Genomic DNA, 15,458 nt, shown 5'->3' with positions numbered 1-15,458 from the left:
GCAGTTTCTTTATTGTCAAAAGTATTATAGATAAGATGGATACCAATGTCAATTGTTAGCTGACAGTCGCTTCTTTGAATTCCTTCTCTTCCCCTTCAACCACGAGTTCTTGAAGGAGAGAAACTAAATCCTGTCTCGTGTGGCATTCATTGATCGCATTCCGCACTTTCGCATTACCGCGAATTCCTTTTAAATACCAAGCAGCATGCTTGCGCATTTCGCGAACCGCAATATCCTCATTTTTCAAAGCAATCAGACGATCGAGATGAAGAATGCAGACATCAATTTTTTCCTTTACACTTGGCTCTTCCATTAGTTTTCCGGTTTCAAGATACTTTACAGTCCGATAAATCATCCAAGGGTTTCCAAGTGCAGCGCGGCCAATCATTACTCCATCTGCACCTGTTTCTTCCAGCATTCTTTTTGCATCTTGCGGCGTCTTTATATCGCCATTTCCAATGATTGGTATAGAAACCGATTGCTTGACTTCGCGAATGATATCCCAGTTTGCTGTACCTTCATACATCTGCACTCGAGTTCTTCCATGAAGAGCAACCGCTTTGCCGCCAGCCCGTTCAACAGCCTTTGCATTTTTAACTGCAAAAATATGATCCTCATCCCAACCCATGCGCATTTTTACTGTCACAGGTTTTTCAACCTCGGCCACAACGGCTGAAACCATTTCATAAATTTTATCAGGATCCAACAGCCACTTTGCCCCGGCATCACATTTCGTAATCTTCGGAACAGGACAACCCATGTTGATGTCAATAATATCGGCATTCGTATTCTGATCAACAAATTTTGCGGCTTCGACGAGCGTATCTTTTTCACCGCCAAAAATTTGCAAGCTCAGCGGTTTTTCCCGCTCATCAATATACAGCATATTCATTGTCTTTTCGTTTTTAAAAACAATTCCTTTATCGCTTACCATTTCTGCACAAACCAGACCGGCGCCAAACTCTTTGACCGTTAAGCGGAACGCGGAGTTGCAAACGCCTGCCATCGGCGCCAGAACAACCGGGTTTTTCATTGTTATATCACCAATTTTTAACAAAACCAATACCTCCTTATCATTGTTGCGATTTACTCCATCGGTGGTGTTAATTCTTCAATGCTAATATTTAAAACTTGAGCAATTTTCCATTGCAAGTCTTCTTTCGGAACACGGTTTCCCCTTTCAATCTCGCCAAGAATCGAAACAGAGATTCCAAGCTTTTTTGAGAAACTTTCCTGTGTAAATCCCTTTAGCTTTCGATAAGCGCGAATACGTCTTCCCCACTTTTCTGCTTCCATATTCGGACTCCTTCTGTGTCAAGTAATTGATCCACATCCAAGTGAAGGAATTGTTCTTTCCCGGGAAACTGAAGGTCCGGCTTAATCTCTATTAGTGGAACCATTACAAATGCTCGTTCTGCCATTCTTGGATGCGGAATAATGAGCTTCTCTGTTTCAATATTTTCTTGGTTATAGAGCAGAATGTCAAGATCAATTGTCCGCGGTCCCCATTTAATTTCCCTTTTTCTCCCAAGTTGACATTCAATCTGCAAACAGGCCTCTAACAACATTTCCGCAGATAAGCTTGTTTTTATCTCAATGACCATATTTAAAAATAGATCTTGGTCTTCATAGCCAACCGGATCGGTCTCGTATACAGAAGAATAATTTACCAAAAAAATTTCCGGATGATTGGCTAAAAGCTGAATGGCTCGAACTAAATATTGGTAACGATCGCCAATATTTGATCCCAGCCCGACAAAAGCTGTATTTTCCACTATTATCTTCTCCTTGTAATTTCAACTGCAACGGACTGATAGTGACCCGGAATCGGCGGATCTGGTTTGATTACTTTTACTGTGGTTTCCTCAATTAAAGTAAATTGGTTTAAAATAGCAGATGCAATCGCCTCAGCCACCGATTCTATTAACTGAAAAGGGTCCCCTTCCACGATGTCTTTGCAAATCTGATAAAGCTCTGCGTAATTAACAGAGTAGTCGAGGGTGTCCGTTTGCCCTGCTTTGAGCAGATCAATGGATGCGGTTAAATCAACAATAAATCGTTGTCCCAGTCTGTTTTCCTCTGAAAACACACCATGGTAGCCGTAAAATTCCATTTTATTTAAATAGATTTTATCCATGCAAATCACCTTTACCCATTAATACGTCCATCATTTTAGCCATTCTGCTCATTTCCTTAACATCGTGAATCCGAATCATCTGGCAGCCTTTTTGAATTCCATAGCAAACCGTTGCCCCTGTTCCTTCCATTCTTTCATTTACAGGCAAATCAAGTGCATGGCCAATCATCGATTTGCGAGACGTTCCCAAAAGTACCGGATAGCCTGTTCCCACTAGTTTATCCAAGTTTTGCATCATTTCAATGTTTTCCGCATAAGTTTTTGCAAAACCGATGCCGGGATCGAGAATGATCCTATCATCTTTAACACCGGCTTGTTTCACAAGTGTAATGCTTTCATATAGATCGTTGAGAACATCCCGAATGAAGTTCTGATAGTTCTGGTCAGCACGATTGTGCATCAAAATAATCGGCACGTCCAATTTAGCGGCAACTTCAGCTATGTCCACATCTGCCTTTGCACCCCAAATATCGTTAATGATATGTGCCCCGGCTTGGATTGCCTGCTTGGCCACTTCTGCTTTGTACGTATCAACCGAAATGGGTATGTCAACATTCTCAGCAACGGCTTGAACAAACGGAATAACACGCGCCAATTCTTCCTCTAAAGAGAGCGGGGCAAAACCGGGACGAGTCGATTCACCACCGATATCAATAATATCCGCTCCTTGATCCACCATTTCTTTTGCCCGGGCAACCGCTTTATCAATATGATTGAATTTCCCGCCATCTGAAAACGAATCGGGGGTAACATTTAAGATTCCCATCACCATCGTCTTTTTTTCGTAATCAAGCGTATAGGGTCCGCATTGAATAACGCCCATCTTCAATCCCTCCATCCTATCTGTTCACATGTATTGTCCTTTTTCTATCATACACGAAGACCCTGTCTGTTTCATTTTTAAAATTTTGGTCATCTACTTTTTGCAAGACCTAAAGGAGTGGAGCTAAATTCGGAAAATCCGCGCAAACTTACCTGCAGTGTAAAAATTGATCTTTTCCCAGCCGAAAAAAAGCACCGGATGTGATCCGGCGCTTTAGAAGTTTCCTTTATTCAACGTCATATTGATAAAGCGGTGTGCTCAAATAGCGCTCGCCGTTATCCGGGACAATGGCTAGAACTTTCTTGCCTTTACCTAGTTTTTTCGCAACCTCTACTGCTGCATAAATGGCTGCCCCTGATGAGATGCCGCCAAGAATGCCCTCTTCTCTAGCAGCACGGCGGGCATACTCAAACGCATTTTCCGTTTCAACTTGAATAACTTCATCGTATACATCGGTGTCCAATACTTGCGGAACAAAGCCAGCACCTAAACCTTGAAGCTTATGCGGACCAGGTTTCCCGCCTGATAGAACCGGTGAATCCTTTGGTTCAACAGCATAAATTTTGACTTCAGGGAATTTTTCTCGTAAAACAGATCCTGCCCCGGTAATCGTTCCGCCAGTACCTATTCCTGCAACAAAAGCATCAAGCTGTTCCATTTGTTCAACGATTTCTTTTCCTGTTGTCCGGCGGTGAACTTCAGGGTTTGCCTGGTTTTTAAATTGCTGCGGCAAGAAATAGCCATGTTGCTGTACAAGCTCTTCCGCTTTGGCAATCGCACCTTTCATTCCTTCCGGTCCTGGTGTTAAAACAAGTTCAGCACCATACGCACGCAGCAGATTCCTTCTTTCCAAGCTCATTGTTTCCGGCATAACAAAAACAGCTTTATATCCTTTTGCCGCCGCAATCATTGCTAAACCAATTCCAGTATTTCCGCTGGTAGGCTCAATAATTGTATCCCCTGGTTTAATGATGCCTTCTTCCTCAGCTGCTTCAATCATGGCTAAAGCAATTCGGTCCTTTACACTGCTTCCAGGATTGAAATACTCAAGCTTTAAGTACACTTCTGCGCTGCTTTCATCTACCAATCTGTTTAACTTTACAATGGGTGTTTGACCGACTAAATCGGCAACTGAAATTCCTACACGAGCCATTATGGCCACCTCTATTCCGAGTATTTTTATTGGTTAAATCGAATTTAACAGTTAACTACCCATTTTGTCAACCACTTTATTTGTTTTTCAAAAAAAATAGGCGCACCTTCATTTTTTGCGCCCCTGCTTTATTTAGTAGTATTGCCGTAAAACCAGTCCACTTTTACTTCATCCCAAAAGGACGAGGCTGATGCAGGCACTTTCATTTGCTCCATTGCAATTTGCCTGCGAATTTGACTTTTAACTTCTTCATACGTAAAAGCCTGACCCTTTATCACCTTGTGGAGTTTGAGAATGGCATACCCTTGTTTTACTTTAATCGGGCTGCTGTATGTTCCGGGTTTTAATTTCTTTGCTATTTTAATGTATTCCGGCGGATATTGTTCATCGTCCTGGCTAATATAGCCGATATCGCCACCTTGGTTTGCTGAAAATTCCTCGATTGAGCGCTCCATTGCCAATGCTGAAAAACTTGAGCCTTGGGAGAGTTCTTTTAACGCCTTCTTTGCATCATCCTTTGTTTTTACAAGAATATGCGATAAATGATAGGCTGTCGGAATTTGAAACTGTGCCTGATTTTCCTGATAGTACTTCTTCATTTCGCTTTCGGAGACGACAACATCCTTTGTTAAAATTTCCTCCAACAATAGGTTGTTTTTTACTTGTTCTTTCCATTTATTTTCATCGCTAGTATAGCTTGCAGTTGCCGATGGACCATAAGTTGCCTGGGCCATTCGCAGCTGACGTTCGACATCTTTATCCGAAACAGTGATTTTGTATTTATCGGCCATCTCCTGTATCACTTTTTGGTCGATCATCTCTTTTAAGACTTCTTTTCCATAGCGTGCTTCTAACTCATTCAGCCAATCTTGCCGAGAAATTGTTTTTCCGCCAACAGTGGCCACTTGTTCATACGCAGCTGTTCCTGTTACACCTCCTGACTTTCCAAAAAAGAAGACGATCGTTAAAATGTTTATGAAAATAAGTCCGGCAATGATAAGCCAAAGCTCTTTCTTTCGCAACAAAACCTCCCCCTAGCTGGGCTTTATTTCGCTTCTTTTTTTAATCCTTCTAGTTCTTCTCTTGTAAAATGGTACTTTGCATTGCAAAAATGGCAGTGTGCTTCTGCCATGCCGTCTTCTTCGATCATTTCGTCAATTTCAGCTTTGCCTAAGCCAATGATCGCCTCCGCAAAACGCTCTTTTGAACAAGTACATGTAAATTGAACCGGAACTCTTTCCAGTACGTTTACCTCATTTTTGCCAAAAAGTTGGGCCAATATTTCTTCAGGTGTTAACCCTTGCTGTACCAATTTTGAAATAGGCGGAATGGTTTTCAGTCTTTCCTCAATCATGGTAATTGTCTCATCATTCGTTCCCGGCATTAATTGAAAAATAAACCCGCCTGCGGCTAGAATGGAATCATCTGGATTGACAAGAACCCCCACCCCAACGGAAGAAGGCACTTGCTCCGAAGTGACAAAGTAATAAGTGAAATCTTCTCCAAGTTCGCCTGAAACGAGCGGTACTTGTCCAGAAAAAAAGTCGCGCAGACCAAGGTCTTTGACAACTGTTAACGTTCCTTCTGTACCAACCGCACGGCGCACATCTAGTTTCCCATGCTCGTTTGCTTCAAAGTCAACATTTGGGTTCGCTACATATCCGCGTACTTCCCCTTTTGCATTACTGTCAACCAAAATAAGGCCGAGCGGTCCATCACCCTTGATCTTAATCGTTAATTTTTCATCACCCTTTAACATGGCTCCCATCATCACACCCGCGGTGATTGACCGGCCTAATGCTGCTGATGCTGTGCGCCATGTTTGGTGCCTGCGCTGTGCCTCCGAAACTGTCTCTGTTGTCCGTACGGCATATGCCCGAACTTGACCATCAAAAGCGAGCGCTTTTACCAAATAATCCTTCATCAAAAAGCCCCTTTCTAGTTGTCTTTTCTTAGCATGTCCACGTTTCTTTTGTAGATTAGCTGCAACCCTTTTAATGTTAAAAATGGATCGACTATATCGATGACATTTGATTCCTGAGCGATCATACTCGCTAGACCGCCAGTTGCAATCACGCTCGGTTTTTTGACGCTTTGTTCCGCCATCCGCTTTACGATTCCTTCAACCTGGCCGACGTAACCGTACACAATCCCTGCTTGCATAGCTGAGACAGTATTTTTCCCGATTACACCTTCCGGACGAGTAATCTCGATCCTTGGGAGCTTCGCCGCCCTTGAATACAGAGCTTCTGTAGAGATCGTAATCCCTGGAGCAATTGCTCCCCCCATATATTGGCGATGTTCATTTACAAAACAATAAGTCGTTGCTGTACCAAAGTCTACAATAATTAATGGGCTTCCATATTCATGAATGGCTGCAACAGCATTCACAATCCGATCTGCGCCTACCTCCCTCGGATTCTCGTACTTAATATCCAACCCCGTCTTAACGCCAGGTCCTACCACCAATGGTTTGATATGGAAATATTTTTGGCACATCCGCTCAAGTGCAAACATGATGGGCGGGACAACAGAAGAGATAATGATACCATCGATGTCCGCAAAAGAAAGACCGGAGTGGTCAAACAAAGCTTTAATGATCATCCCATACTCATCATCTGTCCGATTCCGGTTTGTTTCAATCCGCCAATGATAGTTCAATTCATCGCCCTTGTAAACACCTAAGACAATATTCGTATTCCCTACATCGAAAACAAAGATCACATTATCACCACTTTATTTAAATTGTTCGCTTCACTGCAAACATCATACCATACTTCTATTTTTTCGAAAAAAAGAGCGCTTCAAAAGAAGCACTCTTTTTTGAAGATGAATCTTTTTTAAGAAAGGAATCCATCTTATAAAATTGGTTTGTCATCAGCTGATTCATCGCGGGCATCCGGGTTCGAAAGATCCGCATTCAGCTCTTCTTCCTTTTTCCCGCCAATATTGACTTTTACATCTTCTTTTGCCAGCCGGCCGCTTGGAGTCCGATCGGGAAGGCGGCCGTTTTCAACCAAGTATTTGATTTGCTCGGCATCAAGGGTCTCGACTTCAAGAAGGGTTGTCGCAATCAAATTCAGCTTTTCACGATTTTCTGTTAGGATCTTTTTCGCTTTCTCGTAGCACTCTTTAATGATCCGCTGAATTTCAAGATCTATTTCATATGCGATGGCATCGGAATAGTTTTGCTCATTGTTTATATCCCGGCCAAGAAATACCTGTCCTTGCGCCTGGCCAAATTGCAGCGGTCCAAGCTTATCGCTCATTCCAAATTCCGTAACCATTCGGCGGGCAATTCCGGTTGCACGCTGGAAGTCATTATGCGCACCCGTACTTACTTCGCCAAAAACAATTTCTTCTGCAACACGGCCGCCTAGAAGGCCAGTGATTTTATCAAGAAGCTCCGGTTTGGTCATAAAGTAACGATCCTCTTTCGGCAGCATGACTGCATAACCGCCTGCTTGGCCGCGCGGCACGATTGTGACTTTATGAACCATTTCAGCTTCGTCAAGGACAAGACCAATGACTGTGTGGCCGCCCTCATGGAAAGCAACAATTTTTCGTTCCTTCTCGGAAATAACCCGGCTTTTCTTTGCAGGTCCGGCAATGACCCGGTCTGTTGCTTCGTCAATATCTTCCATATCAATTTTTTTCTTATTCGAACGTGCTGCAACTAGTGCAGCTTCGTTCAGCAAGTTTTCCAAATCTGCACCAGAAAACCCTGGCGTCCGCTGGGCAATGCTTTTCAAATTAACCGACTCATCGAGCGGCTTGTTGCGCGCGTGAACTTTCAGCACCGCTTCACGGCCGTTTACATCCGGGCGGTCAACGGTAATTTGTCGGTCAAAACGCCCTGGGCGCAATAATGCCGGGTCAAGGATATCCGGACGGTTAGTTGCAGCGACAATGATAATACCCTCGTTTGCACCAAATCCATCCATTTCAACTAGCAATTGGTTTAATGTTTGTTCGCGCTCGTCGTGCCCGCCGCCAAGACCTGCACCGCGTTGTCGGCCGACAGCATCAATCTCATCGATAAAAATAATACAAGGAGCATTTTTCTTCGCTGTTTCAAATAAGTCGCGCACCCGGGAAGCCCCGACACCGACGAACATTTCAACGAAATCGGATCCGCTTATGGAGAAGAACGGTACGCCCGCTTCTCCGGCGACTGCCCGTGCAAGCAATGTTTTACCGGTACCTGGAGGTCCTACTAAAAGTACGCCTTTCGGAATACGTGCTCCAAGCTCGGCAAATTTGCGCGGATCTTTTAAAAACTCTACAACCTCAACCAATTCTTGCTTCTCTTCATCTGCACCAGCTACATCGCGAAAACGCACTTTTTTCTTTTCATCATTGTAGAGCTTTGCTTTGCTCTTGCCGAAGTTCATCACCCTGCTGCCGCCGCCCTGCGCCTGATTCAACAGGAAGAAGAACAGAATAAAGATGATCACAAACGGAATGATCGATGTAAAGAAGGTTACCCAGCCACTTGTTTCTTTTGCAGGCATTACATCTACTTTTGCGGTTGCCGCAGCTTTGTCAATTCTTTCTTGAATTTTGTCGCTGCTCGGAATATAGGTTAAGAAATTCTTCCCTTTTTCCTTAAACTGCCCGCGGATTTCATATACACCGCGATCCGGCTGCATTGAAAATGACTTTACTTCGCCATTTTCCAAGTAGGAAATAAATTTATCATACGTGATACGATCGGTCGGTTCGTTGCTTCCATTAAAAAAGCTCACTACGCCAATAATGACCAGAAATATTAATAAATAAAAGATGGTGTTACGGAAAATCCGATTCATCCCTTACCTCCTCCCACGGTAAAAAACTATACTACATAGTATCATAGAAAATCATGCCAATACAAGGAATTGCACTTGCCTATCAAGCCTGCTAAGTTGGTTGGAAAGGTTCCTCTTTTTATAGTTGGCTTAATCATTAGTGCGATATACTGCCGGTTTTAAAATACCTATATATGGAAGATTGCGATATTTTTCCGCGTAATCGAGTCCGTAGCCAACAACAAACTCATCTGGCACCTCGAATCCAATATAATCCGCTTGAATAGAACTTTTTCTCCCTGCTGGCTTGTCAAGCAATGTCACAATCTTAATGGATTTTGCTTTCCGATAACGAAACAACTCAACTAGATAGCTTAACGTTAAGCCGCTATCGATGATATCTTCAATGATCAGGATATCTCTTCCCTCAACGGAAGTATCCAAATCCTTTAGTATTTTTACTTCACCGGAAGAAACGGTTGAGTTTCCGTAGCTGGAAACATCCATAAAATCCATTTCCAGATAACAATCCATCCGTTTCAAAAGGTCAGCCATAAATGGCATTGCACCTTTTAGCACCCCAACAGCCAATGGAAAGCGGTCTTTATACTCTTCCGTCAGCTTTGATGCTAGTTGCTTAATCTTTTCTTGAATCTCTTCTTCCGATACTAACACCTTTTCGATATCCTGTTTCATCTAAATAATGCCCCCTAGAAATCATTCCTGCTGTATGTAAGTTGAATAAAGCGCCCTGCAGAATCGCCAATCCCCTCAAGCGCTGACTTTTTCAAACCGGGCAGCCAAAGGATTTCTCCCTCACGATCTGTAATCACCGGCCAGCGGTCTCTTTCCTGGATTGGAATTTTGCAGTCAATAAAAATATCCTTTAATTTCCTTGTCCCCGCTGTTCCTTTTAGTGACATTCGATCTCCCGCTTGTCTTGTTCGGACAATCAATGGTAGATGAATTTTATCGATTTGAAACAGCGCAGTGCTAGGACTATGGCGATGGCCAGCTTCTGTCATCTCACTATATTCCATCGTTAATTCGCCAATCCCTGGTAACGGGTACTTCCCCGGCTCTTTCATTTCATGCCGATAAGGCTGGTAGTGCAAGAGTTCAAATTGAAAATGACAGGAACGATAGGAACGAATCACTTTTAGCCCGTCAGGAAAATCCAATTTTCCTGATGGATGATCGTTTCTTATGAATCCCAAAACTTGGTCTATATGGATTGCTGAAAGAGATGAAGGCCTTTTTTTATAAAGATAGTTTAATATTAGTTGAATCCCTCTCCTTTGTAAAGGTAAAGGCATTCCAAGAAATGTTTTTCTATCAATGGTAATATGGTCATTATCCCTAGTTGTCATTACTTTATTCATTTGTTCTGCCGTTAATTCTTGGAGAAAGTCTTCATCGCTTTGCAATTCTTCGCTAAACCGCTGAAAATGCTCATGAACTTGGCGATTCTCCTCTTTTAAAAATGGCAGACAGTGAATTCGAAAGCGGTTTCTTGTATAGATGTTTTCCATATTACTTGGATCGATTCGGGGCACTAGATCTTTTTCCTCGCAATACTGGGTAATATCATCCTTTGTTACATTTAAAAATGGGCGAAAAATCAATCCTGAAGCAAATGGGCGCTGAAAGGGAATTCCCGCCCTTGCCTTTCCTGTACTTCCCCTCGTCAGCCGCATCAAAATGGTTTCGATTTGATCATCTCCGTGATGCGCAAGCGCAAGGCAAGAACATTGATATTCCTTCAATACTTTTGCAAAAAAGTCATAGCGAACATCCCTTGCTGCCGTTTCTGCACTTTTCCCCGTTCGCACCATTAGATCGTGGACATCAACCTGGGTCATTTCAAACGGTATAGAAAAAGCGGAACAAAATTCTTTTACAAACATCGCATCTTCAAAAGATTCTTCCCCGCGAAACATATGGTCAATATGGGCAACAACAAGAAAAAGATTTCGCTTTTCTTTCCTCTCCAACAAGTAATGCAGCAATGCCAATGAATCCGGACCACCGGATACTCCGACAACGATCCGTTTATTTTCAAGCTTAAAGGAATGCCGTTCAAGAAAAGCTTCTACTTTCATTTCTAACATTTGCATACTTCCTTAAAGTAACAATTTACTGTAACAGATTCGAATCCAGCGATTCCTATTGTAATTTACGATCATGGCAGATAATAGTTTCAAAAAAAGAAAAAGATTTTAAAATATTTTTCCTGAGATATACAGGAAATAGAAGATCCCCATTGCTGCAAGGATCAGTAATGTTTCGATTAAACCGCCTTTTTTCTTCTTTTTCTTAGCGTACCGGTCTGATCGAAGCTTGCCGTTTAGCGGGACAGCTTTTTTCAGTTCAGGCTGGTGAATCGGTTTTTGATCTTGCCTTTTTACCGGCTGCGAGGATGTTGTAGCGCTCGAGATCAAGTCCTGCCGCATCTCTTTTGCACTCGCATATTGACCTTGGAACGCTTTTACAAGAACTGGCTCTAGACGGCGAAGCTCCGGTTTTTGCCGGATTGCCTCAATTAATTGCGGCATTCCCCCAGTCTGCTTGTGAAAGCGTTTTGGATAGGCTGAATTGATCAGCACCATTCCAACTGCAAATATATCGTAGGCTGGTTCTGCTTTTCTTGAACCAAGTCCCCAGTACCCCCGGTCATAAAACTCCGTAAACTCTTTAATTGCCCGCCCCCTTATGGTTGTCCCGCCGACATCAATGCATCTAATCCGAGTCGGAGGGCCCGTCACAATCAAATTTTCAGGCTTTAAGTCGCCAAAAATCCAACCGCGCTGATGCAATCGTTCCAGGTCATTTAATAATTGAATAACGAGAACAACTGTCCATTCCTTCCCATTTTTCTCAATAAAAGATAAAAAGTCTGTACCCGAAATATATTCCATTGCATAAAAGGAAACGATGCCCTGTCGGCTTTTCCAGTCATCGACGTCTATTAAAGAAGGCCCGAGGGTTGACCCTTGGACCTTTGCAAAGGATTTTAACACATTCACCTCGGAAGTAATGGACATGCCATTTTCACTTATTTTTAAGGCAATATGGCGATTTTGATGCCGCGCTAAATAGACAATTCCGTTCGCGCCATTGCCCAATTCTTTTAAAATCGTGTATTGATTCTTATGCCACTTTCCCTCAATAACTGTTCCCGGCTGGATTCTAAATCGATTCTTCAAAGTATGATTCATCATCACGAGAAAGCAGACTCCTTACCGAACGTTTTTGCTGGAAGGCGCTTAAAGCAGCGCGCAGGGCAGGCCCTGTCGGCGTAATGCCGCCTGGAGTTAATTGCGAAAAAACAGTTGATAGCGACGTTAGCTTTGGCGTCCATCCCAATAGCATTTCCACTTCAGCCTTTTTCCCGGGAAATACATAGACGGAGAACGAATTATTCCCCGTTCTCGAGTTGAGGCTGATCGATAAATCCAATATGGCCTCTTTAACTGTTGGGAGCTTTTGCTTCATGCTTGCGCTTGTATCAACCAATACAAGTACTTCCAACTCTGCTGTTTCACCTATTTCATCGACTACCTCCATGACTTCGCCCCTTTTTTCCGGCGGGAGGTCTTCCATCGTCTGGTTGCGTCCTAGTATTTGCTGCAACTCTTTGTTCACAATTCCCTGAATGGTTTGTGTCATTGCTTGTCTTGTCACCATCTGCACTGTCTGTGACAGCTGCTTGGCATAGACGATTTGACTTACGCCTCCCCCCGACATGGCGATGCTTTCAATTTCCTTCATTCCTTTTTCATCAATAATGTCGTGATCCATCACTCCTATCACATTTACGGTAATCCCTTCTTCTTTTGCAAGTGCAGACATCGCAACCGGATCTTCACCCTGATTGGAACACCCATCTGTTATCAGTAAAATTTGCCTTATTTTCCCTGTGTTCATGATTCCTCTCCTCCATTGACGTATTGTTACCATTGTCGACGCGAGGAAAGAGATTTATACATTGGAACACCCGGATTCGGACTATGCTCTTCGTTTCATTTTTTGCACGGGGATGGATGCCCATTTTGGCGTGTTGTGTTTAATTTTTGCCACGGTAACCGTCATATCATCCCCAATTAAACCGGATCTTGACCGAATGACCTCCTCCATAATTAAGTCTGCCACTTCTTGAGGGTCGTCTGTTTCCAACTCTTTAATTTTGCGCTTCATCCATAATTCATAGTTTTCTACATGTTTTGGTCCTTCAAAAACGCCATCACTCATCATAATTAAGAGGTCTCCAGCTTTTAATTGCTGGCTGACGACATCGACTTCAAATTCCTGCAAAATCCCCATCGGTAAATTACTGGCCTGGATTTTAATGACCCGGTCACCCCGTTTAATAAAGCTTGGCGTTGAACCAATTTTCAGAAATTTAGCCGCAGCATTTTGCAAATCAATCATTGCCAAGTCAAGTGTTGAAAAAATTTCATCGGTTGTCCTTAACGATAAAATGGAATTTACCGACTTGATTGCGACTTTTTCTTCAATGCCAGATTTGAGGATTTTTTGTAAAAGTTTTAAGGTCTCTGTGCTTTCAATATGGGCTCTTTCCCCGTTCCCCATTCCATCGCTAATGGCAATCGCAAACTTGCCGCCGCCCAATTCGATTGTGGAGTAACTGTCTCCCGATACAAATCCCCCATCCTTTGCAGCATGCGCTACTCCTGTATCCACGACAAACGCTTTTGTTGATTTAAAGGTTACTTGGCAAAAACCATTTGACTTGTTGAACCCAGTTTCTGTATTGACAACGATTGTTTCACCGAGTATGTCTGACAGCATGGGTGCTATTAATTTTTCACATTCACCGTGGCTGTTTCCAAATGGAAGCACGATATCGATGTCGACATTTCCTTGCTCTAAACTGTAAATTTCCACATTCTCTATTTCAATACCAAACTCTAAAAGCGCTTCTAAAATCTGTTCCTCTTGTTTATGATGGTTTTCCCGTTCCCGCTGGATCTCTTTTGCAAAGTTTTCCATGACTTCTGAAACACCGAGCAATTGATCAGCCACCAATCTTCTGCTTTCCATTACTTTCTTTTTCAATTTTTGATTTGCCTGGTAAAAGGTAAGCTCCTGCTGAATAACATCCATCACTTTTTTCGATCTAGTGCAATATTTATCGAAATCCCTTGACAGCCTTTGCGAAACTGTTCCTGTATTTTGGTCCATTTCATGAATAATTTCTCCCATATACTCATATGTTTTAGTAAAGTTCTTGGACCAGCATTGTTCTTTTTTAAAACAAGTTTGGCATGTTTTTTCGGTGACATTGCTTAAAAAATAATCCAATTCACGATCTTCTTCTTCAAAGTCATCCTGTTCACCACTGTTTGAGAAGCTTTGCGACAGGGCATGGAACACCGTTGAAAATTGCGCAACACGCTGGGCCGTTACATCCCGCATTTTCCGCATATATTTTTGCTGTTCTGCGGTATATTCAGGCGTCCCGGGTATGTATTTTGCCAATCTGGAGGTAAGTGATTTCGGTGTAAGTAAAAATAACACAATGGCAGCTGTCGATTCCAATACGGTTAATAAAATAGAGCCGCTGCCTTCACCATACATTCCGATCAATAGCGTAGCAATGAGAAGTCCTGCCGATACGCCTATTTTCTTGCCTTCCTTTAACAAACCGCCCAACACGCCAGAAAAGGCAAGCAAACTCATATTGGAAAAACTTGAAACATTCGCAAGGCTAAAGATCAGTCCGGTTACAACCCCAACCGTGGAGCCGACTGTTGCCCCGGCTACAAACGAAAATACAAGCACTAAATATCTTGACATAATATGTTCAATTGAGAGATCGTATGCGACCCAGCCGATCGTCCCTGTCATAATCGAAGCAAGCATAATGATAAGACAAACAATTTCTTCCGTTGTCAGCGATTGTTTTCGTTTATTCATGGTTAAGAGAGGGATGCTTTGCATAAAGATTAGCGTTAAAATAAAGGCCAAACATCCTTGAACGACCGCCATCATTCCGTCATATAATGACAAATCTTTTGTGGTCACAAAACTTTCTGCCAGCTTGCCGGCTGTTAAAATCAGACTGACATAGATCGGCAATCCTTTCGCTTCATTTTTAAGCCACTTTTTGGTCGCTTGATAAAAAAGCATAAACAAGAACGTGATGGCGAAGGTAGATGCTGCATTCGTGATGGAAATCGTTGCGGCTCCTGCTATTAAACCAACTAAGGCTAAAGGAGCCCGGTCTTTTTTCAGCAGATAGACCACAGCAAAGAACGGCAGACCAAATGGAGTGAGCTTTGACAAGATTAACGCGCGCCCAAGCAAAAAACCGACCACTACTAACAAATACCCTTTCTTCACAAGAAAGTTCTCTATTTTTGCCTGAACCTTTTTGGCTGTATTTGACAAATCCATCTTCGTTGCCTGGAGGTTCACTTCCCCAATGGGCTCCATTAAATTCCGTTCAACCTTTTCCATAAATGACACTCCCTATCATTTTCTTGGTAAAACCTATTATAAAAGGAGTGAAAACAAAAGATTGTCAAAATA

Annotated in this window: 15 protein-coding genes; all 15 read right to left on the bottom strand. The window is 42.7% G+C overall.

The annotated features are described in order from the left end of the window. Positions 1 to 55: 55 nt before the first annotated feature. Positions 56 to 1,057, bottom strand: a complete 1,002-nt coding sequence (gene dusB / locus ACQYAD_RS13910) for a tRNA dihydrouridine synthase DusB (RefSeq protein ID WP_430239095.1) — start codon at positions 1,055 to 1,057, stop codon at positions 56 to 58. A 29-nt stretch (positions 1,058 to 1,086) separates the two neighbouring features. Next, the gene (locus tag ACQYAD_RS13905; protein WP_430239093.1) at positions 1,087 to 1,296 is read right to left on the bottom strand and encodes a helix-turn-helix domain-containing protein; all 210 of its coding nucleotides are present in this window, start codon (positions 1,294 to 1,296) and stop codon (positions 1,087 to 1,089) included. Beyond that, on the bottom strand, positions 1,248 to 1,775 hold the full coding sequence (folK, locus tag ACQYAD_RS13900) for a 2-amino-4-hydroxy-6-hydroxymethyldihydropteridine diphosphokinase (RefSeq protein ID WP_430239091.1): 528 nt from the start codon (positions 1,773 to 1,775) through the stop codon (positions 1,248 to 1,250). Before folK ends, ACQYAD_RS13905 begins: the two co-directional genes overlap by 49 nt. A gap of 2 nt (positions 1,776 to 1,777) precedes the next feature. After that, on the bottom strand, positions 1,778 to 2,137 hold the full coding sequence (folB, locus tag ACQYAD_RS13895) for a dihydroneopterin aldolase (RefSeq protein ID WP_430239089.1): 360 nt from the start codon (positions 2,135 to 2,137) through the stop codon (positions 1,778 to 1,780). Continuing rightward, positions 2,130 to 2,960 (bottom strand): dihydropteroate synthase, encoded by an 831-nt coding sequence (gene folP, locus ACQYAD_RS13890; RefSeq protein ID WP_430239087.1) that lies wholly within the window; start codon positions 2,958 to 2,960, stop codon positions 2,130 to 2,132. The genes folB and folP overlap by 8 nt, the downstream gene beginning before the upstream one ends. Positions 2,961 to 3,186: 226 nt before the next feature. Continuing rightward, positions 3,187 to 4,113 (bottom strand): cysteine synthase A, encoded by a 927-nt coding sequence (cysK, locus tag ACQYAD_RS13885; RefSeq protein WP_430239085.1) that lies wholly within the window; start codon positions 4,111 to 4,113, stop codon positions 3,187 to 3,189. 128 nt (positions 4,114 to 4,241) lie between these two features. Then, on the bottom strand, positions 4,242 to 5,135 hold the full coding sequence (locus tag ACQYAD_RS13880; RefSeq protein ID WP_430239083.1) for a peptidyl-prolyl cis-trans isomerase: 894 nt from the start codon (positions 5,133 to 5,135) through the stop codon (positions 4,242 to 4,244). 23 nt (positions 5,136 to 5,158) lie between these two features. Continuing rightward, positions 5,159 to 6,037 (bottom strand): Hsp33 family molecular chaperone HslO, encoded by an 879-nt coding sequence (gene hslO, locus ACQYAD_RS13875; RefSeq protein WP_430239081.1) that lies wholly within the window; start codon positions 6,035 to 6,037, stop codon positions 5,159 to 5,161. 14 nt (positions 6,038 to 6,051) lie between these two features. Further along, positions 6,052 to 6,837, bottom strand: coding sequence for a type III pantothenate kinase (locus ACQYAD_RS13870; RefSeq protein ID WP_430239080.1), 786 nt, complete (start codon positions 6,835 to 6,837; stop codon positions 6,052 to 6,054). A gap of 134 nt (positions 6,838 to 6,971) precedes the next feature. Next, positions 6,972 to 8,924, bottom strand: a complete 1,953-nt coding sequence (ftsH, locus tag ACQYAD_RS13865) for an ATP-dependent zinc metalloprotease FtsH (RefSeq protein ID WP_430239078.1) — start codon at positions 8,922 to 8,924, stop codon at positions 6,972 to 6,974. A gap of 129 nt (positions 8,925 to 9,053) precedes the next feature. Further along, positions 9,054 to 9,599, bottom strand: a complete 546-nt coding sequence (hpt, locus tag ACQYAD_RS13860) for a hypoxanthine phosphoribosyltransferase (protein ID WP_430239076.1) — start codon at positions 9,597 to 9,599, stop codon at positions 9,054 to 9,056. Positions 9,600 to 9,613: 14 nt separating this feature from the next. Further along, positions 9,614 to 11,014 (bottom strand): tRNA lysidine(34) synthetase TilS, encoded by a 1,401-nt coding sequence (gene tilS, locus ACQYAD_RS13855; RefSeq protein ID WP_430239073.1) that lies wholly within the window; start codon positions 11,012 to 11,014, stop codon positions 9,614 to 9,616. Positions 11,015 to 11,122: 108 nt separating this feature from the next. Further along, positions 11,123 to 12,124, bottom strand: a complete 1,002-nt coding sequence (locus tag ACQYAD_RS13850) for a serine/threonine protein kinase (RefSeq protein WP_430239071.1) — start codon at positions 12,122 to 12,124, stop codon at positions 11,123 to 11,125. Continuing rightward, positions 12,093 to 12,830 (bottom strand): VWA domain-containing protein, encoded by a 738-nt coding sequence (locus tag ACQYAD_RS13845; RefSeq protein ID WP_430239069.1) that lies wholly within the window; start codon positions 12,828 to 12,830, stop codon positions 12,093 to 12,095. The genes ACQYAD_RS13850 and ACQYAD_RS13845 overlap by 32 nt, the downstream gene beginning before the upstream one ends. A gap of 81 nt (positions 12,831 to 12,911) precedes the next feature. Next, positions 12,912 to 15,386, bottom strand: coding sequence for a stage II sporulation protein E (spoIIE, locus tag ACQYAD_RS13840; protein WP_430239067.1), 2,475 nt, complete (start codon positions 15,384 to 15,386; stop codon positions 12,912 to 12,914). Positions 15,387 to 15,458: the final 72 nt, after the last annotated feature.

Origin of the sequence: Neobacillus sp. SM06 (genome assembly GCF_050496765.1) — a bacterium.
Lineage (GTDB): Bacteria > Bacillota > Bacilli > Bacillales > Cytobacillaceae > JAEVLT01.
The sequence above is the reverse complement of the archived record's forward strand: the minus strand, read 5'-3'. Positions and strand labels throughout refer to the sequence as shown.

Bases quoted from the DNA above. Each gene is read 5' to 3' on its own strand.
- ACQYAD_RS13905 (WP_430239093.1), bottom strand. From the start codon at position 1,296: ATGGAAGCAGAAAAGTGGGGAAGACGTATTCGCGCTTATCGAAAGCTA.
- ACQYAD_RS13850 (WP_430239071.1), bottom strand. From the start codon at position 12,124: ATGATGAATCATACTTTGAAGAATCGATTTAGAATCCAGCCGGGAACA.
- ACQYAD_RS13845 (WP_430239069.1), bottom strand. From the start codon at position 12,830: ATGAACACAGGGAAAATAAGGCAAATTTTACTGATAACAGATGGGTGT.
- hpt (WP_430239076.1), bottom strand. From the start codon at position 9,599: ATGAAACAGGATATCGAAAAGGTGTTAGTATCGGAAGAAGAGATTCAA.
- spoIIE (WP_430239067.1), bottom strand. From the start codon at position 15,386: ATGGAAAAGGTTGAACGGAATTTAATGGAGCCCATTGGGGAAGTGAAC.
- tilS (WP_430239073.1), bottom strand. From the start codon at position 11,014: ATGTTAGAAATGAAAGTAGAAGCTTTTCTTGAACGGCATTCCTTTAAG.
- folP (WP_430239087.1), bottom strand. From the start codon at position 2,960: ATGGGCGTTATTCAATGCGGACCCTATACGCTTGATTACGAAAAAAAG.
- cysK (WP_430239085.1), bottom strand. From the start codon at position 4,113: ATGGCTCGTGTAGGAATTTCAGTTGCCGATTTAGTCGGTCAAACACCC.
- hslO (WP_430239081.1), bottom strand. From the start codon at position 6,037: ATGAAGGATTATTTGGTAAAAGCGCTCGCTTTTGATGGTCAAGTTCGG.
- ftsH (WP_430239078.1), bottom strand. From the start codon at position 8,924: ATGAATCGGATTTTCCGTAACACCATCTTTTATTTATTAATATTTCTG.
- folB (WP_430239089.1), bottom strand. From the start codon at position 2,137: ATGGATAAAATCTATTTAAATAAAATGGAATTTTACGGCTACCATGGT.